The sequence below is a fragment of the Bacteroidia bacterium genome (assembly GCA_041391665.1).
Classification (GTDB): Bacteria; Bacteroidota; Bacteroidia; order J057; family J057; genus JAGQVA01.
This window is the reverse complement of the sequence record JAWKNO010000002.1, coordinates 622,211-647,529: the sequence shown is the minus strand read 5'-3', so window position 1 is coordinate 647,529 and position 25,319 is coordinate 622,211. Positions and strand designations below refer to the sequence as shown.

The 25,319-nt window shown below is 45.0% G+C and carries 22 protein-coding genes; 11 read left to right on the top strand and 11 right to left on the bottom strand.

Annotated features, from left to right (window positions below):
- Positions 1-79 precede the first annotated feature (79 nt).
- Positions 80-847, bottom strand: coding sequence for an RNA methyltransferase (locus tag R3D00_14285; protein ID MEZ4774349.1), 768 nt, complete (start codon positions 845-847; stop codon positions 80-82).
- Here R3D00_14285 and R3D00_14280 point away from each other — a divergent pair.
- The 4 genes from R3D00_14280 (at position 846) to R3D00_14265 (ending at position 6,474) form a co-directional block, all read left to right on the top strand.
- Entirely contained in the window at positions 846-3,359 is a 2,514-nt protein-coding gene (locus R3D00_14280) for a BamA/TamA family outer membrane protein (GenBank protein MEZ4774348.1), read from the top strand. The genes R3D00_14285 and R3D00_14280 overlap by 2 nt on opposite strands.
- 41 nt (positions 3,360-3,400) lie before the next feature.
- Positions 3,401-4,840: a patatin-like phospholipase family protein gene (locus R3D00_14275; GenBank protein ID MEZ4774347.1), complete on the top strand. Its 1,440-nt coding sequence runs from the start codon at positions 3,401-3,403 to the stop codon at positions 4,838-4,840.
- Positions 4,830-5,687: a helix-turn-helix transcriptional regulator gene (locus R3D00_14270; GenBank protein MEZ4774346.1), complete on the top strand. Its 858-nt coding sequence runs from the start codon at positions 4,830-4,832 to the stop codon at positions 5,685-5,687. Before R3D00_14275 ends, R3D00_14270 begins: the two co-directional genes overlap by 11 nt.
- Positions 5,688-5,757: 70 nt before the next feature.
- A complete protein-coding gene (locus R3D00_14265) occupies positions 5,758-6,474 on the top strand; it encodes a pirin family protein (protein MEZ4774345.1) in 717 nt (238 codons plus the stop codon).
- Positions 6,475-6,538: 64 nt separating this feature from the next.
- On the opposite strand, the gene R3D00_14260 is transcribed toward R3D00_14265, so the two are convergent.
- Together R3D00_14260 and R3D00_14255 are read right to left on the bottom strand one after the other, a co-directional pair.
- Positions 6,539-8,167, bottom strand: coding sequence for a DUF4139 domain-containing protein (locus R3D00_14260; GenBank protein MEZ4774344.1), 1,629 nt, complete (start codon positions 8,165-8,167; stop codon positions 6,539-6,541).
- A 43-nt stretch (positions 8,168-8,210) separates the two neighbouring features.
- Positions 8,211-8,852 (bottom strand): chromophore lyase CpcT/CpeT, encoded by a 642-nt coding sequence (locus R3D00_14255; protein ID MEZ4774343.1) that lies wholly within the window; start codon positions 8,850-8,852, stop codon positions 8,211-8,213.
- Positions 8,853-9,034: 182 nt separating this feature from the next.
- On the opposite strand from R3D00_14255, the gene R3D00_14250 reads away from it, so the two are divergent.
- A complete protein-coding gene (locus tag R3D00_14250) occupies positions 9,035-9,916 on the top strand; it encodes a class I SAM-dependent methyltransferase (GenBank protein MEZ4774342.1) in 882 nt (293 codons plus the stop codon).
- 5 nt (positions 9,917-9,921) lie between these two features.
- Here R3D00_14250 and R3D00_14245 read toward each other — a convergent pair whose 3' ends face one another.
- Positions 9,922-12,219, bottom strand: a complete 2,298-nt coding sequence (locus R3D00_14245; GenBank protein MEZ4774341.1) for a gliding motility-associated C-terminal domain-containing protein — start codon at positions 12,217-12,219, stop codon at positions 9,922-9,924.
- Between the two features lie 99 nt (positions 12,220-12,318).
- Here R3D00_14245 and speD point away from each other — a divergent pair, with 99 nt between their 5' ends.
- Positions 12,319-12,687, top strand: coding sequence for an adenosylmethionine decarboxylase (speD, locus tag R3D00_14240; GenBank protein MEZ4774340.1), 369 nt, complete (start codon positions 12,319-12,321; stop codon positions 12,685-12,687).
- Here speD and R3D00_14235 read toward each other — a convergent pair.
- Positions 12,671-13,165 (bottom strand): hypothetical protein, encoded by a 495-nt coding sequence (locus R3D00_14235; GenBank protein ID MEZ4774339.1) that lies wholly within the window; start codon positions 13,163-13,165, stop codon positions 12,671-12,673. The genes speD and R3D00_14235 overlap by 17 nt on opposite strands.
- 186 nt (positions 13,166-13,351) lie before the next feature.
- Here R3D00_14235 and R3D00_14230 point away from each other — a divergent pair, with 186 nt between their 5' ends.
- The gene (locus R3D00_14230; GenBank protein MEZ4774338.1) at positions 13,352-16,807 is read left to right on the top strand and encodes a pyruvate carboxylase; all 3,456 of its coding nucleotides are present in this window, start codon (positions 13,352-13,354) and stop codon (positions 16,805-16,807) included.
- Positions 16,808-16,812: 5 nt separating this feature from the next.
- Here R3D00_14230 and R3D00_14225 read toward each other — a convergent pair whose 3' ends face one another.
- Together R3D00_14225 and ubiE are read right to left on the bottom strand one after the other, a co-directional pair.
- A complete protein-coding gene (locus R3D00_14225) occupies positions 16,813-17,514 on the bottom strand; it encodes a porin family protein (GenBank protein MEZ4774337.1) in 702 nt (233 codons plus the stop codon).
- Positions 17,515-17,711: 197 nt separating this feature from the next.
- Complete coding sequence (gene ubiE, locus R3D00_14220) at positions 17,712-18,440, bottom strand: bifunctional demethylmenaquinone methyltransferase/2-methoxy-6-polyprenyl-1,4-benzoquinol methylase UbiE (GenBank protein ID MEZ4774336.1); 729 nt, start codon at positions 18,438-18,440, stop codon at positions 17,712-17,714.
- A gap of 63 nt (positions 18,441-18,503) precedes the next feature.
- On the opposite strand from ubiE, the gene yihA reads away from it, so the two are divergent.
- Positions 18,504-19,106, top strand: a complete 603-nt coding sequence (gene yihA / locus R3D00_14215; GenBank protein ID MEZ4774335.1) for a ribosome biogenesis GTP-binding protein YihA/YsxC — start codon at positions 18,504-18,506, stop codon at positions 19,104-19,106.
- A 91-nt stretch (positions 19,107-19,197) separates the two neighbouring features.
- Positions 19,198-20,031, top strand: a complete 834-nt coding sequence (locus tag R3D00_14210) for a hypothetical protein (protein MEZ4774334.1) — start codon at positions 19,198-19,200, stop codon at positions 20,029-20,031.
- An 11-nt stretch (positions 20,032-20,042) separates the two neighbouring features.
- Here the strand turns inward: R3D00_14210 and R3D00_14205 are convergent, their stop codons facing one another.
- Positions 20,043-20,387 (bottom strand): hypothetical protein, encoded by a 345-nt coding sequence (locus tag R3D00_14205; GenBank protein MEZ4774333.1) that lies wholly within the window; start codon positions 20,385-20,387, stop codon positions 20,043-20,045.
- A 328-nt stretch (positions 20,388-20,715) separates the two neighbouring features.
- On the opposite strand from R3D00_14205, the gene R3D00_14200 reads away from it, so the two are divergent.
- Both R3D00_14200 and R3D00_14195 read left to right on the top strand, forming a co-directional pair.
- Entirely contained in the window at positions 20,716-21,090 is a 375-nt protein-coding gene (locus R3D00_14200; protein MEZ4774332.1) for a BlaI/MecI/CopY family transcriptional regulator, read from the top strand.
- Complete coding sequence (locus tag R3D00_14195; protein ID MEZ4774331.1) at positions 21,087-22,148, top strand: M56 family metallopeptidase; 1,062 nt, start codon at positions 21,087-21,089, stop codon at positions 22,146-22,148. The genes R3D00_14200 and R3D00_14195 overlap by 4 nt, the downstream gene beginning before the upstream one ends.
- Before the next feature lies 1 nt (position 22,149).
- On the opposite strand, the gene aat is transcribed toward R3D00_14195, so the two are convergent.
- From aat to corA, 3 genes are all read right to left on the bottom strand, one after another.
- Positions 22,150-22,833, bottom strand: a complete 684-nt coding sequence (gene aat, locus R3D00_14190; protein ID MEZ4774330.1) for a leucyl/phenylalanyl-tRNA--protein transferase — start codon at positions 22,831-22,833, stop codon at positions 22,150-22,152.
- 12 nt (positions 22,834-22,845) lie between these two features.
- On the bottom strand, positions 22,846-23,139 hold the full coding sequence (locus R3D00_14185) for an ATP-dependent Clp protease adaptor ClpS (protein ID MEZ4774329.1): 294 nt from the start codon (positions 23,137-23,139) through the stop codon (positions 22,846-22,848).
- 1,061 nt (positions 23,140-24,200) lie between these two features.
- Positions 24,201-25,307: a magnesium/cobalt transporter CorA gene (gene corA, locus R3D00_14180; protein ID MEZ4774328.1), complete on the bottom strand. Its 1,107-nt coding sequence runs from the start codon at positions 25,305-25,307 to the stop codon at positions 24,201-24,203.
- Between the last annotated feature and the right edge of the window lie 12 nt (positions 25,308-25,319).

The following is a 25,319-nucleotide window of genomic DNA, read 5'->3' as shown; positions in this document are numbered from 1 at the left end:
AATCGAGCGGTTTTTCTGGTGTTTAATTAATATAGAACTTCGGTTTGATTTTCCAATGGAATTTCCAGTCTTCTATCAATTATTTATGCGAATATCGCAGATTCCAGGCAAAAATACCTGCCGAAACTGCGGCATTCAAAGACTCTGCGCCTCCCTCTCCGGGTATGCAGACCTTTTGCAAGCCGGAAATGGCCTTCAGTTCTGTGGAAAGGCCTCTGGCCTCATTTCCAATCACTACAAATTCTTTTCCGGACCAGTCAAAATCCTGTAGATTTTTACCCTCCAGATCCGCGGCCACCATTCGGTCACCCTCATTTTCGGCCAGAGATACCAGGCTTTCAATATATAGCACATTCACCCGAAAAACAGCTCCCATCGTACTTCTCAGCGTTTTGGGATTAAGCAGATCTGCGGTTCCCGGACCTAAAATCACATGGGGGAATCCAAACCAGTCGGCAATGCGAAGAATCGTACCAAGGTTGCCGGGATCCTGAATTCCATCGAGTATAAAACCAGGCCCCTCGGGCAAGGAATTGAGAGACAATGGAACACAAAAATTTTCGTTAGGGAAATGCAGGATAGCTAATATTCCTTCAGGATTAGGGTGTGCAGACAAGCGTATAAACTCGGATTCTGTGGCAGAAAAAATTTCCGCTTCGGGAAACCACGCTGCTGCTGATTCCGCCATATCTTCCCGTGCAACCACTGCTGCGGTTTTCCAGTCGGATAAGATTGCCTCCCGCACCATTTTTTTTCCCTCAACGATAAATAACCCGTGCTGATGCCGGTACTTTTTCACCGAAAGGGAGGTAAAAAGTTTTATTTTTGCTTTTGAAATTACCTGCATGAACGCAAAACTAATAAAATACCAGTTGATATGGGGAGTAATGGTAATTTCCATTATGATGTCTGCATGCAAAACAACCCGGCATCTCAAACCTGATGAGTATTTACTAAAATCCCTCCCGAAAGTAAAAACAGATGACCAGTTACTACCATCTGAAATTTATAGTGCCGTAAGGTTTAAACCCAACCGAAGGACCCTCATACCCAAGACGGCGCTTTATATTCACAATTTTGGGGTATCGCTCAAAAATACTTTCGCAAAAAACAAACCTGACTCCACCCTTCAGAAAGGTTTTCTCCATATGCTTATGTATCGGTGGGGAGAAGCGCCGGTAATTATCGATACCACCCTCATAAAAGAAGACACAGCCAATCTTCGGGCAGCCTGTTTTTCCCGGGGATATTTTCACCCCAAAATTGATTACCGCATTGATACGTTGCATAAACTGTTTCGAAAAAAATACAAACAAAAGGCGCAGGTAACCTATTTTGTGAATGAAGGAACAGCTTATCGGTTTAAAAATATCACACTCCGTACGCTTAGCCCTAATGAAGAAACTCCGCGGCTGGAACACCAATATGAAATTGCAAAAAGCAAGATAAAGTCGGGAGAAAACTATTCAAACGATGTGTTTCTACAGGAAAGAGCCCGGGCCACGGATCTGCTCCGCAACAATGGCTACTTCACCTTTGCCCCAAAAATGATCGAGTTTTCGATAGACTCTGTACTCGAAGAGAATATTCCTGCAGAAAATCAGCTCCCCCTGGAAGAAAAGTGGCTGAATGTTGAAATACAACTCACAGAATCTCCCCCCAGATATATTGTCAGAAATGTAGATGTCTATATTGCCCCTTCCTCGGGATCTTCGCCGGGGACTGATACGCTTGATCTGTATGCATGGCTACTGACCGACAAACAACGCGATAGCCTGGGTGTATCATATAAAATGTTGGATTCGCTCGTTACCGTGGGATTTCACCTTTCTCCCGGCTCACTGTTATCGCAGGTAAACCTCAATTTTATCGCCCGCCGAATCCATTTCCTCAATGATCGCGTCTATCGCCTTGCACAATCACAGCGCACCCGCCAGATGCTACAGGAACTGGGTATGTTTCAGTACATGGTTGTCAACTACAAAGTTGATGAGCAAAACAATATGATGGATGTGGTCATCGAACTGAAACTTGCCAGGAAATATCAGCTAAAAGGCGGTTTTGAATCATTTACCAATATCATCACATCTACCAACCTGCCGGGTGTGGGAGTAAATGTCTCTCTTCGGGATAAAAACGCACTCCACAAATCTGAATTTCTTGAATTTGGATTAATGGGTAACGTGGGTTTTTACGCCGGGCAACAGGGACGAGGACAGTTTGACCAGTTTTACTACGAAATTGGTGCAAATGCCAACATCAATTTTCACAGGTTTCTCTTTGCCAGGCCATTTTTGTTTATGGTACCGGAAAAGTTGAAAAGCAATCTCAGCCGATTTAGTCCGCTGACAGCTTTCACCGGGCAAATCCGCAGGGAAAATCTGCTCGAATATGACCGACTCACCACTGGCTTTAAAGGCACCTACCGATGGCAACATATTCCCTTTACTGACCGGGCAGTAAGCAGTCTTACGCCTTTGGCTGTAGACCTTATCACCATCAATCCAGATCCTCTTTACCGTGATACCACAATCAATCTGCTTCCTCCTGCCATCAGGAGAGACTTCCAAAACCGGTTTAGTTCGCGATTGCAGTACAATTATACCCAACAAAATTACCGGCAGACGCGGCTCTATCCTACCTACTGGTACCGGCTGGGAGTAGAATGGGGCGGTAACATTCCCTACCTTCTCGACCGAATCCCCAACCTCAGCGGATCTGACAATAGTTATACAGACAACCTGTTTCTCGATAGCCTTTATTACGGTCAATATATCAAAGGTAGTTTTGAAGGAAAATTGTATATCCCTACCGGAAAAAACTCAGAGGTAGTTTTGCGGGGAATTATCGGTGCGGGATTGCCCTACAATCATACCCCTACCGTGCCACAGGAGGCGAGATTTTTTAGCGGAGGCACCAACTCCATGCGCGGCTGGCAATCCAATACACTGGGACCGGGAAGAAGCCGCCTGCGTGATTTCCAGGGAACAGATACCCTTACAGCCAGCAACCTGATTGCACCCGGAGGCGAATATATTATTGAAGCAAATGCAGAATACCGGTTTGATGTACTCACCTATCTGGAAATGGCCGTATTCACAGATGTGGGGAATGTCTGGTTTAATAGAAATGACCGGAATGAATTGGTAGAAACTGCATTGCTCACGGCCAAAAACCTGCGATTGGGATGGGATGCCGGAGTAGGGTTCAGGTTCGATTTTTCATTTTTGATCTTACGTCTGGACATAGCCCAACAGTTATATGCTCCCGATCTTACGACCCCCTGGGTGATGACCCGGGCGACCTCTCGAAAAGCAAGGCGTCCTCAGCTCAATCTGGGTATTGGTTATCCATTTTAGGCAGAAAACTGTTTATTTGGACTGTACATCACACCATATCTATGAAAAACGTACAAATTCCCGTTTTGGCAGCCCTGTTGTGTTGGGTAGGGTGCAGCCCAAAAATTCAGACAAATCCCCGGCATTTTATCTTGTCAGAAGCGCCAACTGTCGATCTGCATCAGTACCGGTCTGTTCAGTTGAGACCCCATCAGAACCCCGATTTTGCCATCGCAATGGCGATCTCGGGGGGAGGTTCACGGGCCTATAATTTTGCGATTGGTGTACTGCTGGGTTTGGAAGAAATTCCGGCTGGAAACAGTAACCTTCTCCATGAGGTTGACTATTTTTCAACGGTCTCCGGAGGTGGTTTTGCGGCGGGGAGTTATATCGCTGCGCGATATGAATATGACACGTATGGTGGCAAGGAGTCATTTAAACTTCAGGACTATTTTGTGCATACCATTAAAGAGAACCTGGCCCGCTCTTACTCCACGCCCATCGCACAAAGCTGGTTTTACCCCAAAAACTGGTTTACCTACCTCGACGATGGCGATGCGCTCGAAAAAGCTATTGACCTGAATGTACTGGGCTATAGGCACCGAAGACAACACTATGGCAGAAGCCATTCCCGCAGCATCCGGCTCAGTGATATGTTTGTCAATTGTTATGACACCCTAACCCCGGTCAAACTTCCTATGCTGGTAGCCAATGGTACGATTTTTCCGCGGATGTCTATTTTTCCATTTGTTCCCAATGTGATCGACACCTTTCAGATTTCAGGCTATACCCATCTTTTTCGGAACAATTTCCAGCAAGGGCCCATTGACCCCTACTCCCTGCCGCTTTCCGTGGGGATTAAAGCCAGTGGCAGTTTTCCTGCGGCAATCTCAAATACCACGCTGCTGAGTTCGTGGGATTCGGTATTTCGATATCTCCATATCGTCGACGGAGGAATTGCAGACAATATCGGCTACCAGACCGCTATCGAAATGCTCAAACAGGATACTGTAGCCACACACAAAGTGCTGCTGGTAGTGGATGCCGACGGTGGCGGAATTCCCCCCACTTTTTCCCGGCGCAAAGCCGGTTATCTGGGCATCAGCGTATTCAGCAAACTTCCATCCAGCGGACTGGATGCACGACATAACCTGTTGCGTACAGAGCTTACCGAAAGATGCCGGCAAAATAATATTACACCGGTATTCCTCAGTTTCAGCAATCTCATTGAAGGTAATGCGTTTATTCCGCCACCGGAAATTGACGTGATACCTGAAAGAATCAAACTGATTTCCAAACTCAATCTCGCACCTCAGCTTCTTTCTCCTTCCGATCTGAGTATTTTATACGAACTAGTAACCCAAATACCCACCAAATACAGCATAAAACCCGATGAACAGGAACTGTTGTATCTGACCGGAAAAAAAGTCGTTCTAATGCAGCAAGAAACGCTGCGGGAAATAATTGATATGCAAAACGCAAGAAAAATCAATGGAAAATAAAGAGGCTTTTGCAGCATCTTTTGGCATCCGAAGGATGGAAGATATTCATCTCCATACCGGCGGTAAACCGGGAAGTCCACACCGCCATGATTATTATACGGTGATCTGGATTCAGCAAGGCGTGGGCCAACATATTATTGATTTCCAGACGTTTACACTTTCAGATCATCAGGTATATTTTATCAGTCCCGGGCAGGTTCACCTTTTACTTCCCGACAAAAAACCCGCCGGTTGGGTGATCACCTTTTCTCCCGAATTCCTCATCAGAAATAATATCCGGGATTGTTTTATCTCTGATATAAATCTTTTCCGGGATTATGCAGATTCGCCGCCACTGATTCTCGACAAAAAAACTCAAAGTCGCCTCTCATCCCTGGCTCAGGATATGGAAGAAATGCTTTCGGAAAACAGCCAGTTTAGGTATGAGGCGTTGGGATCACTGCTCAGGCTTTTCCTTATCTACTGCAATAATATCTGTGACATTCATCGTGAAGAAAATACACAAACCACTCAGGCGGGCCTTACCATTCTCCGAAGTTTTAAAAACCTGGTAGAAACCCATTTCAAAGAACAGCATAAGGTGAATTTTTATGCAGATCAACTGATGGTCAGTCCCGATCATCTCAACAAAACAGTAAAAGCCTTGATTGGAAAAAGCGCAAAAACCTATATTCAAAACAGAATCATCGCGGAAGCCAAGCGTGTATTGGTATTTTCAGAAAAAACAGGCAAAGAACTCGCATTCGAACTGGGATTTGAGGAACCCTCTCACTTCAGTGCTTTCTTTAAAAAAATAACAGGGGTTCCGCTTTCCCAGTTTCGCTCCACCCCTAATCCCGGGTTCTGATACATCAATCCCGGATTTTTATATTTGCTGTCTTCCCTTTTAGGGAGAACTTTGTAAAAAATTCAAAACAATGAAAACCGTTTTACACAAAGCCAACACCAGAGGCCATGCCAACCACGGCTGGCTCAACAGTTATCACTCTTTCAGTTTTGCCAACTATTACAACCCAGAAAGAGTACATTTTGGTGTACTCCGCGTATTAAATGATGACACCGTTTCGCAGGGCATGGGATTCGGCAAACACCCTCACGACAATATGGAAATCATTTCTATTCCATTGGAGGGCGATCTCGAACATAAGGACAGCATGGGAAATACGACAGTCATTCGCCAGGGTGATATTCAGGTGATGAGTGCTGGAACCGGGATATTTCACAGCGAATACAACAAAAACAAAGATAAAGAAGTGAAGTTTCTCCAAATCTGGATATTCCCCAACAAAAAGAACGTTAAACCCCGGTATGACCAGATCTCACTCGATGAAGCGGAACAGCACAATGTATTCAGACAGGTTCTTTCCCCTAACCCGGAAGATGACGGCGTATGGATTCATCAGGATGCATGGTTTCACCTCGGGAAACTGGATGCTGGCATAGAAACTACCTATTCGCTCAAAAAGCCGGGCAATGGCGTATATGCTTTTGTACTGGAGGGCGATGTCTCGGTTGAAAATATTTCACTCAACCGCAGGGATGGACTTGGTGTATGGGAAACAGATACACTCCATATTAAGGCTGATTCGCAAACCCAGGTGCTATTAATGGAAGTACCGATGGAACTGAACTAAAAAAAATTCCGGGAGGCAAAAAACAGCTTCCCGGAATTTTCATATTAATATTTATTATACAGACCTACAAACCGTAAACCGGCTGATTTTTAGGATATTTCACTTCGAAGCGAAGTTTCAGCGTGCGGGTTTCCCCTGGCTTGAGGGTGATATTCCACGAAACCTTACCCGAAACATCATTAAATACGCCATCCGAAGATTCCAGCAATTCCACCTCGATATCTTTATTCTGAGATACGGGAATCTGATCTTCGATATTTAAGTTTACTGCTTCAGTTTTGTTGTTTTTCAGGATAATATCATAGCCAAATGTCTGGCGTATATTGCTTCCGACGACTTTCTTTTCTGTAAAATCTTTGACCTGCTCGCGCTGAATCTGCACTTTTGGATCACGGCCAAGTGAAATTTTCATCGAATCGCCGGGGTTGTCTGTATTGACAAAAGTTTCGCCAACAAAGGTTCCTTCGAAATACACATTCGCCTTCGCCCGAAGCAAATCCTGTGAAATATAGGCGACAAGAAATGCATCTTTGTCCAGCTTGGGTATGGCAAAATGTTTAAATTCTCCTTTGACATCTGTTGCGAGGATATCCACCTGATGTTCTTTTCCGTCGGAAGGAATATCGTAAGGAGAGGCTATTTCAAACTCAAGGCCGAGCTCTCCTTCATTGGTGGTAGTCATGTCATAGGCATAGGCAATCTCTTCCTTGACTTCCATTTCCTCCTGAGGTTTCACATCATCCATGGTATTGGCAACCCCTGCTCTGCTATCAGATTTATACATCGGTGCAGGACGGGTCGCTGCGCCCATAGGTGCCGAAGGATATACCGGACGGGCAAAATCCACCACCCAGGGGCTCAAAACCGGGCTGTTGTTATTGCCATTATTATTGGTGGTGGAAATGCGAAGTTTTACCTGATCCCAGTTGATGCCTGTGCGGTTGACGACGTTGGCTTTGAGAAAAAATCTCAAAGGGTCGCGGGTATTTTCTACCCTGATATCGTAGAATGGACTCCAGCTTGCATCATTGACCAGATACTTTAGCGTCAGATTGACTGTACCTGCGACCTTTGCATTAAAGGTAACGACCACTTCTTCTGTAGGCTGGCTCCGCAAAGAGTTTATCTGATTGATTTCCAGTTGGTAGTCGCTTTGTTTTTGTCGCAATTCTCTGGCCCCGAGATCCAGCTCACGCAAGCGCTTGCGGATCGAAGCAAGTCTTTCACGGTAGAAATTAGCCATTTTTTGCAATTCATCGGCAGTCAGGCCATTGTCAGTCCCGCCAATTTTATTGTTGGTGAGCACCAACTGCTGCTCATTTTCATAGACAAATTTTTCATCGTCCAATACCTTCAGCTTTTCGCTGATTTGTTTGAGGCTGTCTTCCAGCATGAGAAGCCGGGGCGGTTTTGCGGTTCTGTTTAAATAATTGATCCGGTGAGTAACCGCCTGAATAGTGCCACTGCCTGTACCACTGACAGTGATGCTATTTTTAATAAGAGAGTGGCTTAAGCCACTGAAGATGAGAAGGTTGTCACCCTTAACCACCTTAGCATTTCCCGTCTCGACGATCATGGCACGCTGCCGGTAAACGTTCACTTCAGTAATGGCTGATTTGACAGGAATCTCGTCCGCGCCCAATACCCATACAGGAAGCAGACATGCAAATACAATCAGAATATTCAGTTTCATGTGTAAAATGTTGTTTGTTGTATCCTATAGACAAAATCTTTACCTATAATCCATAATTTGTGCGCTTAATAAATATATATCCGCCATTTTCGGCACCCCAGACCTGATTTCCGGCGGCATCAAAGCCCTGATCCCAACTTTCCAGTCTATCCGGGAAAATGGTCACGGTCGAAGTGGCATATGCCGCACCACGCAGATTACTCTCACACGTTTTTTCACCGGTACTCCCCTTGTAGGTTCCCCCTATGCCTGTCATTACCACAACACACCCGCTCCGTTCAATCAGGGAGTCAGGAGAAATCGCTGCAAACGCCCCGGGGTCGTTGTTTTTATTGATAAATCTTGAAGGATTCGCTACTTCAAATACTTTACTCAGATATTTGCCCTCCTCGTCGGTGGTCAGTTGATAAATTCGCTGGCGGTAGGGACGATTTGCCGCAGCAGTAACTGCCTGTTCCACATACAACCAGTAGCCATCTTTTCGCTCTGGCCAAATACGGCTCATGTGAAGACTAATATCGTAATAATTGCTATCAGAGGCCGCTTGTTCGGCACTGTCAAATTTCCCTGTCATCCATTCGGCCAGTTGGGCTAAAGAATGAGAATCTTTGGCTGTGGATTTGACCGTACGGCAGGAAAAAGGAATAACAGATAAACTGATGATTACAAAAAGTAAACAGCGCATAATCGAAATTTTCTGCAAAGTAAAAAATTCCGGCATCACCTGCTGACTGATTTTTGTGTTGGCTTTTGCGGGTTTTCAACGGTGAAAGTCTGCCTGTAATAATATTTTGTAGCATGGTATTTGCTTTTGATAAGATTTAAAGATCTTATCATTATTCTCCCATTTCGACCAAAGCCCTCTATATGACAGCATCTTTTATTCAGTCCTCTGTTGAAAAAATACTTTGTCCGGTTTGTGAAAGCAGTACGATTACCCGGAAATTCAACAAAAATGATTGCTGGATTTGTACATGCGAATCTTGTGGACATATGTTTGCAGATGTTAAGGCTGATCTAAGCCACACAAAAGCTGTCTACAGTGACGAGTATTTTGAAGGTGGGAAAGATGGTTATCCAGATTATTTTCTGGAGAAAAACCTGCTGATCAAACGAGGCGAAGGGTACGGGAAGGTTGTCAACAAATATATGAAACCCGGCTATATGCTGGATGTGGGTGCGGCTGCGGGTTTTCTGCTGAAAGGTTTTCACAATACCGGCTGGCAGGGCGTAGGAGTTGAGCCCAATGCGAAAATGGCGAAATTTGGCCAGACTGAAATGAAACTCGATATCATCAATAGTCCTGTGGAACTGTTTCGGTCAGAGAAAAAATTCGATCTGGTTACCATGATTCAGGTTCTGCCTCATTTTTTCGACCTGAAAAAAGGGCTTCAGGTATTGGCAGATCATACAAAACCTGGTGGTTACTGGCTGATCGAAACCTGGAATAGAGAGAGCCTGACGGCAAAAATCACAAAAGAAAGCTGGCATGAATACAGCCCGCCGAGTGTACTGCACTGGTTCAGTCCCGAAAGTTTGACTGACGTAGGCAAAAAAATGGGCTTCAGCTTTGTCGCAAAAGGCAGAAAGATCAAATACATCAACACGACTCACGCCAAAACGCTGTTGTCGCATTCTATCCAGTCTTCCATCGTCAAAAAGCTTGTTGCAACCCTTGTGCCGGGAAATATCACACTCCCCTACCCTTCGGAAGATTTATTCTGGATTTTGCTGAAGAAAGACGCGTAACCGCCCTATCTCAATAAGGTCACCGTACCTGTCTGGCGAATGGGATTTTCACCCGGAATCGTCACAAACAAAGAATATACGTACACATCTTCAGGCGCATATTTGCCGCTGGCGGTTCGGCCATCCCATGAGTCATTGATAGAGAAACTGGAGAAGACCTCCTGCCCCCATCGGTTGAAGATTCGCAGTTCAAATGACTGAACCAACACACCGCCGACCTGAAAGAAATCATTAAATCCGTCGCCATTTGGTGAAAAGGCATTCGGCAAATGGACTATCCCATCTTCCACTACGATAAATGGGCCATAGGTAACTTCATCGGTACACACGCCTGAAGCATTTGAAACAGTAAGCGTCACAAAATACCTGCCGGTATCGGCATATACATGGAAAGGCGAATATTCAGTCGAAACGTTTCCATCGCCAAAATCCCAGAGAAAATTTTCTCCGCCTTCTGATTCATTGGTAAATGTAAATCCTGCACTGGAAATGACGACCGGAGCCAGGGTATCAGGCTGAAAACGAAAATCTGCACGAATCAGTTCCTGACTTCCGATGATGGCAAAAGCACTTCTTTCACATCCTTCCACATCAACTACTGTTACATTATAGACACCATCGGGCAGGTCGGTAGCGCGGGCAGATTCCTGTGGAGGTGTAGTCGTCCAGCTATAGGTAAATGGCGCTTTTCCACCATTTATGACGGCAGTTGCGGTTCCATCGTTATTTCCGTAGCAAGTCTCGTCCGTAGCAGTTGTTTCGAGGAAAAATCCAATTTCACTATCCACCTCTATTTCTGCCGAAAGTTCGCAAAACAGTGAGTCTTTTACTGTAACCCGATAATTTCCGGAGATCAGCCCGGAAGCGGAAGGCACCGTCTGTTTGGGACTTGTTGTCCATTGATAGCTATACGGTTCCGTGCCACCCGAAAATACAACGGTAGCTGTGCCGTTAGCGAGTTCGCAATATTCAGGGGTTGAAGCGATAGAAATTAATTCCAGCGGGTCATTTCCCGGCATACCGAAATGTTCCCGCTGAATACAAGTATCGGCATCTATGACTGTTGCATAATATTGAGCGCCATTTGACCGGTAAAGATTATAGGCGATAAGCGAGGTGTCTGTTGGTTGGGGGGAAAACGTATTCCAAATTACCCGGTAAGGCGCCTGGCCTTTAGAGATATTGATCATGGCAATTCCCTGGCCAAGTCCACAATTATCTGCCTGGGCTGTATCTATGGTAAAATAGGGGCCGGCGGCACTGCGAATCAAAAACTCTGTAGTTTTGACACAACCCAGAGAGTCGGTAATTGTAACAGAATAGAAATCAGGTTGAAGATTCAAAATAGAATCATTGGTCGAACCTGTAGACCAAAGAATATCATAAGGCGCCGTACCGCCGGAAGGATTTACCCAGGCTTTGCCGTTTCCGGAGCGGCAACCCGTAGCAGGATCAGCAGAAAGATTGGTCGCTACAGAGTCAGGCTGGCGAATATTTACAGCTGTATTAAAAATACATCGGTTGCCTGTAGGGTCTGTCAATCGGATAACGTACAGCCCGGCGGCGAGGCCTGTTACGGTTGGGCTTGTGCTCAAAATAGTATTGGGACTGTTGATCGGAAACCACTGATAGTTGTAGATACCATTGCCTCCGGAAGGGATTACGGTTGCAGCCCCCCCGCTTTCGCCAAAACAGTTTATTTGCTGTACACCAGCAATCACACCTGAAAAGCCATTGTTACCGGTTAGAACGTTAAAGGACTGAGTACCCTGACATTGGTTGGCGTCAGTGACGGTTACCTGATATACGCCATTGCGCAATCCTGTGGCCGTCTGGGTAGTCTGATTGCCTGCGTTATTGTCCCATAAGTAGGTAAAGGGAGCCTGCCCCTGGCCGGGAGCCACAATCACCGTAGCAGAGCCGTTGGGAGATCCGCAGGTATCGGGCAATGTACTACCCGTAAGATCCAAAGGGATTTGGGCAACGGTAACCGTTGTCTGGGCAGTACAACCCGCAGCGTCTGAAATCGATACAGAATAGTTGCCGGCAGCCAGATTATTTGCAACCGGAGTATTCAACGTAGAGTCGTGTGACCATACATAGGTAAATGGTGCCGTACCATCATGCACCAGCGTAATACTTCCGTTGGTCTGGTTGCAGCCGGCAGCGACAGAATTGGTAGCGGAAATATTGATACATAGTACCCTGGCTGGTATAGGAGCGGGAACATGGCTGGCTTTGGAGACCTGTATAAACCCACAAAACAGGCCTAAAGAAAACAACAACTTCAAATGAATATTCATTTCAGACAAAAATTTATATCACATGAACGAAGCAAAAGGATATTTATGCAAAGGTAACCTTCGGTTTTGAGACAATCCAACTATCTTTATCCCTAATTTATGGAATCACTGGGAAGACATATACTCGTCGACTACCACGATTGTTCGAGGCAAATACTAAATAATACAACTTTGATTGAGGAATTCATGCTGGAGGCTGCCCGACAAGCATCAGCGACGATTATTCAATCACATTTTCACCATTTCTCTCCTTTTGGGGTATCGGGGGTGGTGATTATTCAGGAAAGTCATCTGACCATTCATACCTGGCCGGAATCTCACTATGCAGCCGTAGATATTTTTACCTGCGGGGCACAGATGAATCCATGGAAAGCCCATGAATACCTCATGCAAGCACTTTGTGCCGGCCATTCAGACATAAAAGATATTTCCAGAGGAAGAAGGGACAATATTATCGGAAAACCGTAATATAATCCGTATAAACAGCATTGTCAGGATCTCCGTCGATGGGACCTGCGAGATTTCCAGACCGATCCCAAAGTTGAATGAGGTAACGCACTTCCTCTTCCTGATTGGTTCCGGTGTTGATCGTCAATGGAATGGTAACCGATATTTCACCCTGAATCGCCGGGTTGCGGGCATCTGGGGTTAGATTGGGTACACTATAGCTGTTGGTCGCCTGGTCAAGGGTAAGGATCCCCCGCTGGTATCTGTCGTCAATCAGTTTCAGATTAATATCTCCGGGATTTACAGCCCCCAGGTTGCCATCACCATCCTGAAATTTAATTTTTACTACTATAGAGTCCCGGAAATGTTGAACTAACCGGGGTTGAATGTCCAGAAATTCTACTTTGGGCTCAACGGGAAACACCGGCGTGTTGTCGCAAGCCGTAAGCATAACCAAGAGCAATGGGATGACCAACAGATATTTGTAAGTAGTTACCATAATGTTATAAACGTAATTTAGTGATTCGTTGTTTAATTCCCAAATGATTATTCTGCCAACCTAACAGAACTGAATATTGTCAGAAAATCAGCCTTTGTGGATTATTAGTATCCTTTTGTTATCCATTACTTTTTGTATAAATTCGCGTCCCGCCCCAGCCCCCAATCCATACTCAATTATTCCTACATGCAAACTGAGATTACCAAATTCGACAAAATATTAGTCGCAAACCGCGGGGAGATCGCCATTAGAGTTTTACGGGCTATTTCCGAACTGAATATCAGCACCGTAGCCATTTATTCTTTTGAGGACAGGTACTCACTCCACCGCTATAAAGCGGATGAGGCCTATCAGATTGGAGAAGATGATGATCCGCTACGCCCCTATCTGGATATCGAAGCCATTATCTCTCTTGCAAAAAGTAAACAGGTAGATGCCATTCACCCTGGCTATGGATTTCTTTCAGAAAATGTGGACTTTGTTCGCAGATGTGAAGAGGAAAAAATTGTATTTATCGGCCCACGTTCCGAAGTGATGGATAAACTGGGCGATAAAGTAAAGGCGAAAACGGTAGCCGGTGCGGTAAATGTTCCTTTGATTCCAGACAGTAAAATCAAACTGGACAAACTTTCCGATGCGATGATGGAAGCAGCCAGAATCGGGTTTCCCGTGATTCTGAAAGCTGCCGGCGGCGGCGGTGGAAGGGGCATGCGTGTGGTTCGCAATGAAGAAGAACTGATTAAAGCCTATCAGGAAGCCCGTCAGGAAGCAGGGACTGCCTTCGGTAATGATACCATTTTTATCGAAAAATATATTGATAGCCCCAAACATATTGAAGTGCAGATTCTGGGGGATAACTTTGGCAATATCGTTCATCTTTTTGAGCGCGACTGCTCCGTACAGCGGCGATTTCAAAAAGTGGTGGAAGTGGCACCTTCTATCCTTCCCGATGAACTTCGCAAACAGATATTTGAATATGCCCTCCAGATCGCAAGGTATGTCGGATACAACAATGCAGGTACTGCCGAGTTTCTTGTTGATCAGCAAAACAATGTATTTTTTATTGAGGTAAATCCCCGTATCCAGGTCGAACATACGATCACGGAAGAAGTAACCGGGGTAGATATCGTGCGCACCCAAATCCTTGTTGCAGCCGGATATCGTCTCTCCGACCCGCAGATCCTTATCCGTAGTCAGGAAGATTTGCACTGCAATGGTTTTGCCATTCAATGCCGCATTACCACGGAAGACCCCAAAAATGGCTTCAAGCCCGACTACGGCAGAATTATCGCCTACCGCAATGCCGGTGGGTTTGGTATCCGCCTCGATGAGGGTTCTTCCTACGCAGGGGTAGACGTCTCCCCTTTCTTTGACTCCATGCTTGTCAAAGTTTCTGCATGGGGACGCACACTTAAAGGTGCTACCCAACGTATGCACCGCACGCTGCGTGAATTTCGGATCAGAGGAGTAAAAACCAATATCAACTTTTTGCTCAATGTCATCACCCATCCGGTGTTTATGGCAGGCGAAGCTAGTGTTGGCTTTATCCAGCAAAATCCAGAACTGCTGGATTTCAGAACAAGCCTTGACAGGGGTACCAAAACCCTGCGTTTCCTCGCCAAAGTCCAGGTGAATGGCAACCCGGATGTAAAGTTTGTGGACAGTTCACGGACATTCAGGCATCCGGTAGTACCACATTTTGATAAAAATGCACCTATACCCGAAGGCACAAAAACCCGGTTGACTCATTCAGGCAGAGAAAATTTCATTCAATGGCTGAAGTCTGAATCTAAAGTTCAATATACTGATACGACCTTCAGGGATGCTCACCAGTCTTTGCTGGCTACCCGGATGCGTACCATGGATATGCTCAACGTCGCCGAAAGTTTTGCCAGAAATCACCCGGAAGTTTTTTCTATGGAAGTATGGGGAGGCGCTACCTTTGATGTTTCCATGCGTTTCCTCCACGAAGATCCATGGGCGCGGCTCAAAATGCTCAGAGAAGCGATTCCTAATATTCTTTTCCAGATGCTGCTCCGGGGCTCCAATGCGGTTGGCTATACGGCTTATCCTGACAACCTGATCGAATTGTTTATCGAAAAGGCCTGGAAAAATGGAATCGATATTTTCCGGATATTTGACTCGCTCAACTGGCTCGATGCCATGAAAGTAAGTATCAAAACGGTAAGAGAAAGAACCGAAGCCCTGGCAGAGGTTTGTATCTGCTACACTGGTGATATCACAGACCCGGCCAGAACCAAATACAACCTCGCGTATTACCTGGACCTCGCGCGGCAGATCGAAGATCAGGGGGCACATATTCTGGCTATTAAAGATATGGCAGGTTTGCTCAAACCCTATGCAGCAGAAATATTGGTTACCGAGCTGAAAAAAGCGGTTGACCTGCCAATTCACCTTCACACACACGACACTTCTTCCAACCAGATCACTACCTACCTCAAGGCTATTGAAGCCGGGGTGGATGTAGTGGATGTGGCTCTCAGTGCCATGTCAGGGCTGACTTCTCAACCGGGATTTAACTCAGTGGTTGCCGCTTTCCAGGGCCATCACCGTGCGCCGGATATTAACCTGCAATCACTCAACGATTTCTCCAACTACTGGGAAGCTGTCCGTGGATATTACTATCCTTTTGAATCTGAACTCCGGGCCGGAACAGCAGAGGTTTATAAACACGAAATCCCCGGAGGGCAATATTCCAATCTTCTTCCCCAGGCACGCTCACTGGGACTGGAAGATAAATTTGAAAAAATCAAGGAAAACTACGCCATCGTCAATCAGATGTTTGGGGATATTGTCAAAGTAACCCCTTCCTCCAAAGTTGTGGGGGATATGGCGCTCTTTATGACCAGCAATAACCTCACCGAACAGGATGTATATGACAAAGGGGATCACCTCGCTTTTCCAGATTCCGTAAAATCCTTTTTCCGGGGAGATTTGGGACAGCCTTATGGTGGGTTTCCGGAAAAACTGCAAAAACTGGTACTCAAAAATGAAAAACCCTACACAGAAAGGCCCAATGCCTTCATGTCTCCCGTGGACATTGATAAAGAGTTTGCAGAGTTCCGGGAAAAATTTGCAGACCCACGGATGAGTTTTCTGGATTTTCTATCCTACAAACTCTATCCCAAGGTTTTTACTGAATACTACGAACACCTCATCACATTTGACGAAGTGTCCAAAATCCCCACACCTGCGTTCTTTTACCCAATGAAGCCAAATGAGGAAATTCTGGTGCAGATTGAGCCTGGAAAAAACCTGCTGATTCGCTTTATGTATGTATCAGAACCTGATGATGAAGGTTTCCGTGCGGTATTCTTCAAAATCAATGGCCAAACCCGATCCGTAGAAGTCCGCGATGAAAAAGTATCTGTGAAGAAAGTCGTACACAGAAAAGCATTGACAGCCAACGAAATCGGCTGCCCCCTCCAGGGAAGGCTCACCCGGATATTTGTAAATCCCGGAGACAAGGTCACCAAAAACGAACCCTTATTTGTCATCGAAGCCATGAAAATGGAGTCAACGATCACTTCACCTGTCAGCGGTGTGATCCGGGCAGTCCACCTGGCAAATAAAACCATGGTAGAACAAGATGACCTCGTTGTGGAATTTGAGCCTGCCTGAAAAAACTACTCAAAATTGACAACAATTACCAGCACCTGACTCAGCAGTTTACTGATGGCGTACGGGTGACTGGTAAACTCTGGTTCATAAATGTTTTTTAGCCCCAGAGAATAGCGTATTTCGGGCGAAAGTTTAATCCTGTCGCCATAGAGATTGACCCCTGCGCCAAAAACCAGGCTAACGTCCTGTGTTTTGATTTTCAACAGGTTCATATCATCACGCACCTTCTTGTTGCTGTTGAGGTTTATCCCTATCTGCGCGCCGGAAAGTACATATACCCGGGTTGCCTTGTAGTATTTGGTTTTAAACTGAAATACCAAAGGCAGATTCAAATAGGACGCTTCAATTTTGCGCACAATGAGAGAATCATTGGCAAAGAAATAATTGAAGTCCCGCTGTTCCAGAGAAATATTTATACCCGACCGGAGACTTACCTGATCAGCCAGATTGTAATTGGCGATCATGCCAAGGGAAAGCCCGTAGCGGGGCACGACATTTATTTGGTGGAGAAGAATTCCTCTGTCGATAATGTTGATTTGTTCCTTAAGGTTGTAGGCGTTGTAATTCAGCCCCATTAAAAATCCCAAATTGAAATTTTTAAAATCGAAGGGGTGCCTGTTACCATAACTCTGGGATACCCCCCGCAGTGATACACACAGCAGGAACACAACCACCAATGTTGCGCGTGCAAATTGATTGCCTTTCATATAATAGTCTTAAAAACGTAAGGTACAACTGGTGGATATTTTTTTTCTAATTAAGGGTTTTTAATTCAGACAATTTATGCAAACCTGCGAAATTCAAAACATGTGTGCAAAAAAAACATACAAAACCTTACAAACATTCGCTATCATTTAAATAACGGATATCCAGACATTCAGATGCCACGGGGAAAAAGAAAGATTTACTTTTCCAAAACATACATGGAGCAAATCCCCAGCGTCAGGGGTTTGTACGCTGCCTTTTTAAACCCAACTTCCCGGCAGATTTGCGTAAATGCAGTGCCATTGGGGAATGCTTTTACAGAATCGGGCAAATACTTATAGGCTGCATTGTCCCCGGAGATCAGCTTTCCAATGAGGGGCGTGATGACCTGAAAGTGGAGGAAAAACAACTGCTTCAGCGGGAAGCGTGTGGGATACGAAGGCTCCAGTATAACCGCAGCTCCACCCGGACGAAGCACGCGATATATTTCGCTCATTCCCAGCTTGAGGTTTTCAAAATTGCGCACCCCAAAACCTACCGTGATCGCGTCTATGGAATCCGTTTCCAGATTCAGGGACTCAGAGTCTCCCAAACGCATTTCTACCCGCTGATCGAGGCCTTTTTTCTTCATCTTCTCAGCCCCTATCCGAAGCATTTCCGCAGATATGTCTATGCCAATGATCTTATCGGGATTGAGTTTTATCGCTTCTACCGCAAAATCACCCGTCCCGGTCGCTATATCAACGACAACCCGTGGGTGATATTGTTTCAGCATACGGATCGCTTTTTTCCTCCACAGAATATCAATCCCAAAAGAAAGGGCATGATTCAGAAGGTCATAACTGGGAGCAATGTTGTCAAACATTTCCGTTACCTGAGCCTTCTTTGAGGCGTCTGGTTTTTGGTAAGGTGTTACTGTTTCAGCCATTTATGAATAATCTCTTTTTATCAACAAGTAATAACTAAAAACTAATTACTATTTTTGTGCACTATGATCATACACTCCGCAACATTCGTCAAAAGCAGTGCAAATATAGGGCAATTCCCTCCTAATAACTATCCGGAGTACGGGTTTGTTGGGAGGTCTAATGTAGGAAAATCGTCCCTCATCAACAGTCTTTGCGAAAGAAAAAACCTCGCAAAAACCAGCTCTACACCCGGTAAGACACAGTTAATCAATCATTTTCTGATCAACGAAGCCTGGTATCTTGCAGATTTGCCAGGCTATGGCTATGCCAGAGTTTCGAAAGATAAACGTGAAGGTTTCTCCAAACTTATCACCGACTACGTCACCAAAAGAAACAATATGTTGAACCTGTTTGTTTTGGTCGACAGCAGAATTCCCCCCCAGGCTATCGATATGGAATTTATGGAGTACCTCGGTGTCAAAGGGGTTCCTTTTACTATTTTGCTGACCAAAACAGATAAACCTACTCAAAAAGAATTCTCCCAAAACTTCAAAGCCCTTAAAAATGAATTATTAACTTCATGGGAAGAATTGCCGCCTATGATCCAGACTTCCGCACTTTCGGGAAAAGGGAGGAGTGAAATTCTCCAGTTTATTCACGAAACCAACCCGCTTTTCAAACTTTAGTTTCAGGCGACAAGCATCCCCCGATGGTAACAGAGGGTCTTTCAGGAAAATGATATGTATTAAACCTGAAATATCTTTCAAACCATCAATTATGAATCCAATTACAAAATTATTTCTGCTTGTATTTGCCACTGCGGCGCTAGCCTCCGGCTGCGAGGTTTTGTCTCTTTCAGGTGACCATGAAGTACAAAGTACGCTCGATCACTCTTTTGTACAAAGTGAAGTTACCATCATCGGCAATCAGTTTGATGCCATTGCCCAATCGGCAAATAATCTGAAACAAACCGGTAGCATTCAAAGTCCCTTCTGCGATTGCGCGGTGATTGATATTGCACAAAGTGCCAATGACCAGTATATCGTTACCGTAGATTTTGGTGAGGGATGTGTCTGTAAAGATGGGCGTACCCGTTCGGGAAAGCTAACCGGCACATTTACCAACCTTTGGGATCAGGAAAATGTACAGCTAAAGATAACACCTGAAAATTATACAATTACCAATCTGCTCGGAACCGTCTTCGACTTCAACTTTGAAAAAACGATTACCCGGGAGAATGTAACATCTGACCAGCCTGTGTTTAATATCCTCGTAACCTCAGCTGAGCTGACTTCAGAAAAGGGCGAAACCATTACCTGGTCATCGCGCAGAAAAACCACATTAATATCAGGTGCAGGAGATCTTGACCCATCCAATAATGTGTATAGTATCACAGGAACTGCTTCCGGAGTTGCCCGCAATGATGTAGCCTTTGATGTGGAAATTACAGAGCCCATGGTGCTTGATGCGACATGTGGTTTTATCTCTTCTGGTATCGTGGTTCTCACACCTGAAGGAAAAACAGCCCGCACCATTGACTATGGCGACGGCACATGCGACAAGGAAGCCACCGTTTCAATTGGAGACTTCACGACCACGATTTCTCTCTAAACAAAAATTCCTTACCAACGAAAGCCTGCGGCCAGATTTCCCGATACAATAAATTGGGGATCTGGCCCAATAAATTCATGTAGCGAAGGATCGATCCTGACCATAGGGTTTATCCCCATCATCACAAACCAGTTGGCATTCTGCTTCTGATACCGGTAACCAAAACCGCCACCTATATACAACAGTGATTCCGAACCTTTGATCGTAAAGGTGTCGTAATCCTCGATATAAGGGGTAAGGCCAGCACTAAACTGGACATGGTGGTCACCGAAAGTATCAAAAATATTGATCCCAACAGGTATTGCCACTACATGAGGCAGAAGCGACAACCCAATCCGATACTTATAAGTGAACATAATGTTCCCCGGATCAGGCGCTCATAGTTGAACGAGTACACAGGGCTAATGCCACCAAGCTGAAAGAAAGCGGCGTTAGCATATTTAGGAAGGGCTGGAGATTGAGAATAAGCAAAGGAAGAAAGCAGCAAGAATAAAAATGCCAGGGGTAGACAGAAACGCATGAAGCGGCTTTTTTTCCATGTAAACTGCTCAAATCTCTGTAAATTCTGTGAGAATGCCAATCTCCCCGGGAAAATAAACCTTAACTATTTGCGAAAGTAAAAATTTAATTAAAAGCACTGGTTATTTCCCAACTAAATGTTTAGTTTTGTCTAAAAGCTAATGTATGGAATTAAAACTGCTCACCCCGCTGGAATTGAAAGTGATGAACATCCTATGGGGGATGAAAAAGGCGTTTGTAAAAGAGATCATTGCCAAATGGCCGGAAAATTCGGAGCCTGCGTATAACACCATTTCTACCATTGTGCGTATACTGGAGGAAAAAGGTTATGTGGGGCATGATTCGCAGGGAAGAAGCCATCAGTATTTTCCTTTAATTTCGAGAACCAAATATCAAAAACGGCTGCTCAGCAGCGTATTAGATAATGTTTTTTCAGGATCACTGACAGGCATGGTATCCAGCCTCCTTGATAATGAGAAAATATCGTCCGACCAGCTGACCGAATTGCGAAAGCTTATTGATAATAGTGATAAGGAATGATCTCGTTCATCTTCACCTCCATCCTCCTTTCCGCAGTCGCCTGGCTGTTGTACTTTTTCCTGATCAGGGGAAAAGCTACTTACAGTCAGCAAAAAGGATTTATCTATTTCTCGCTGGCAGCATCTCTACTGCTTCCACTTACGGTGTCATTTGAGGCAGATTATTTCCCGGCTCCCAATCCGACAGTAAAACCACTGGCTTTCGGCCAAAAGATAGACCACTCCCAACTCACTCATTATTGCCGCTGCGAAAATCCCAACTATTCTCATCGAATCAGCTACAGGGCAAACAGTTGGTATAATTTTCTGTTTGACTACAAAAACTGGGTGGGTGGAATCATCTCTCTTGCCGTCGGGGCGCTGGTAATGAGCTTTTTTCTCCAGCTATTATTCCTTATTCACCTTGTCCATTCTTCTGAAAAAAAACAGATTGTACTTCAGAATACGCGTTTTTTCCTGCTAAAAACCCGAAAGCGACTCGGCACAGGCGCATTTCGTCTTAAAGATAAATTTATCATCTGGCAGCCGGAAATGGATTCTTTATCCGAAAATGAACTCCATGCGGTTTTCCTCCACGAGCTTTCGCATCTCCACCAATGGAATACACTGGAAAAAGCCATCCTGAAGATGATCCAGTGTTTTTGGTTTGCCAATCCGTTTTTTTACTTTTTCAGGGAAGAGCTTGATTTCCTCAGTGAATGTATTGCAGATGCCGAAGGTGCCCGGGCTTTCTCCAACCGTAAAGCATATGCCAATCTGTTGCTGAATCTTAAGTCGTTACAACATATCCCTCTCGTCCAGCACTTTAAAGGAAATTCTCTTCGAAGGAGAATTGAAACCTTACTCACCGATACCACTACTTCTTCCCCTGGCCTGGGTTTCCTGCCAGGTCTAATGCTGGTTTTGACTTTGCAGATACTGATGGTTCAGCCTGTTTCGGCAACGGTATCTCAAACCATTCACGATCTGGAGACTTACGAAGAAATCTATCATAAGATTGTTCCCGGCCAGACAGAAGCCGTGTATTGCACGGACTGTGAGACTGTGTGTTTCCCGTGATTTAGTGAAACGCCCATTTTCCCCGCCAGGTAGGTTTTGGAACAGAAACAGCCAGGTCTGAAAGGAATTTTTTCCGGCTGATTTCCACAGCTCCGAGACTTGACAAGTGATCGGTATACACCTGACAATCAATCAGTTCATAACCGATTTTTTCCAATCCCCTTACCAGATAGATAAACCCGGCTTTAGAACCATTGCTTACATTCGTAAACATCGATTCTCCAAAAAAACATTTTCCCAAAGAAACCCCGTAAAGCCCTGCGACCAATACGTCCTTCTCCCATACTTCCACCGAATGGGCAAACCCCAGATCGTGTAATTCACAATAAGCTTCCAGCATTTCATCGGTAATCCAGGTTCCATCCTGGCCTTTTCGTGGCGCTTTACTACAAGCTGTAATTACCTCTCGGAATGCTTCATCCATGGTAAATGTAAATTTGCCCTGGTTAAATACAGGACGCATACTGCGCGATACGATAAGTTGGGAAGGGTACAACACCAACCGGGGATCAGGAGACCACCAGATAATCGGGTCATCATGAGAATACCAGGGGAAAATCCCCATAGAGTAAGCAAGCAATAGCCGCTCAGGGCGAAGGTCCCCACCCACAGCAAGAATTCCGTCCCGGTTTGACAGATGAGGCGGAGGAAAAATCAATTCTTCGGTGAGACCATAAACAGGCATGTGTGCAGGGTCTCAGGCCAATTCTTCTACTGTGGCACCAATCCCACGGTCAACCAGTGCTTCCCGCATGGGGCCTATTTTTTTCCTGGGGCCTTTTTTGACATTATACTTTCCTTTGTAGTGAATAATCCAGGCGGACTGCTCTGCCTGCTCAAAGGTATGTCCACAAACTTCGACAAGGGATTGAATCACCCAGTCAAAAGTATTCACCTCATCATTCCACACGATGAGGCTTACCGGAGTATCAAGGTCAGTATCTTCCAGAACAAGCTCTAATTCTTTGACAAGAATGTTATCCAAAATCATACTTCAGACAGGTATTTGAAGCCGCTAAATTAAAAAATTTCTCTGCGATTCCCAAGACTCTTATATTCGCATAGTACAGCACCCATAAAACCATGAAATACAAATCAATTATTTTCACCATTTTACTGACAATTTCTGTCAAAAATCTTGTCGCCTGGGGTTTCTGGGCACACGAACGAATCAACCGGCTGGCAGTTTTTACCCTTCCGCCGGAGATGATGGTTCTATACAAACCGAATATTGAATACCTGACAGCTCACGCCACAGACCCCGATAAAAGGCGTTATGCGGTAGATGGAGAAGCAGCAAGGCATTATATGGATCTGGACCATTATGGCAATTTTCCGTTTGACAGTCTGCCCAGGAAATGGAAAATGGCAGTTGAAAAATATTCGGAAGACAGCCTTAATGAACATGGCATATTACCCTATCATCTGCCGGCAGGTTTTTTTCAGTTGGTTTCTGCCTTTGAACACAGAGATCTCAAACGCATTCTCAAACTTTCTGCTGATCTGGGGCATTATGTCGGAGATGCTCATGTACCGCTGCATACGACCGAAAACTACAACGGACAGCTCACCGGACAAAAGGGAATTCACGGGTTTTGGGAATCACGCCTGCCGGAACTTTTTGCTTCAGAATATGATTTTTTTGTAGGAAGAGCGTGGTTTATCGATGACGTAGTTTCTGAAAGCTGGGAAACTATATTTGAAAGCCACCGTGCATTGGACTCTGTGCTGTCTTTTGAAAAAATACTCAGCACTCAATTTCCCCCCGACCAAAAATACGGATATGAAAACCGCGGGAATATGGTCGTTCGTACCTATTCACAAGAATATGCAACCGCCTATCACCGTATGTTGGATGGAATGGTCGAAAGGCGAATGAGAACAGCCGTAAGGCGAGTGGGCTCCTACTGGTACACCGCCTGGAAAATGGCAGGATCTCCTGATTTGCAGGATTTGGGTAAAGAAAATGATTTACCCGAACCCGATGAATTTGAGAACAAACTGCCCGTTACTGACAGAGAAAATGAAGATATCGGCTATTTGACGCCAGAATCACAACCATTTTTTGCGGCGGAAATAAAAAATCATCCCTATCGCCATGGTCAGCATAACCGCCCACGTGATAGCATATCCCCAATGGTACTGCAGCTCGGGCATATAGGAAAAATTCATTCCATATATACCTGCGATGAAAGTCAGCGGAATAAAAATCGTCGAGATAATGGTCAGCACTTTCATGATTTCGTTCATCCGGTTGCTGACTTCGGAAAGGTACAAATCGTGCAGACCGGAAAGCAGATCCCGAAAGGTTTCGACCGTATCCGAAACCTGATAAATATGATCATACAGGTCGCGGTAATAGACTTGTATTTTTGATCCTATCATTTTCCCATCTCCTCTTAGTATCTGACTGATCACCTCGCGAAGCGGGAATACAGCCCTTCGAAGGTAGATCAGTTCTTTTTTCATAACCTGAATTTCCTGGAGAATGATTGAATGGGAATCGTCATACAAACGCTCTTCAATGTCTTCGATTTTGTCTTCCAGTTTTTCAAGAACGATAAAGTAATTGCTCAAAATCACATCCATCAGTGCATACAGCAGGTAATCCGATTTGCGTTTCCGGAGACGTGAACCATCCTGTCGAATCCGGTCTCTGACGCTTTGAAAGACATCTCCAAATTGTTCCTGAAAGGTGATTACGTATTTTTTTCCCAGGACAAAACTCACCTGCTCGATCAGAATCTGTCCCGTTTCTTCATAAAAATAAATCATCTTCATGACTACAAAATAGTAATCATCGTATTCTTCGATCTTGGGCCGGAGTGAGGTATTGACAATATCTTCCCGGGTAAGGGGGTGAATACCAAACATTTCGCACACCTTGTCAATGACGCTGGGCTCATGAATGCCATCTACATTGACCCAGGTTACGGTTTCGGGGTTGGTGCAAATAGACAGTTCTTCCGGCTGAAGTTTTTCGTGAAACTCGATCTTTGAGTCGTTGTAGTCAAAGGCTGAAATAACGGTTTCCCCTTCACGGGCTTTCCCCACATACACCATAGATCCGGGCGGTAGTCCGGCTTTTTGGGAGGGTTTCCCCATAAACTTGATGCGGGGAATGGCAACGGGCAGGATACGTCTTCTCTTTTTTATCATCTCACTACCAGA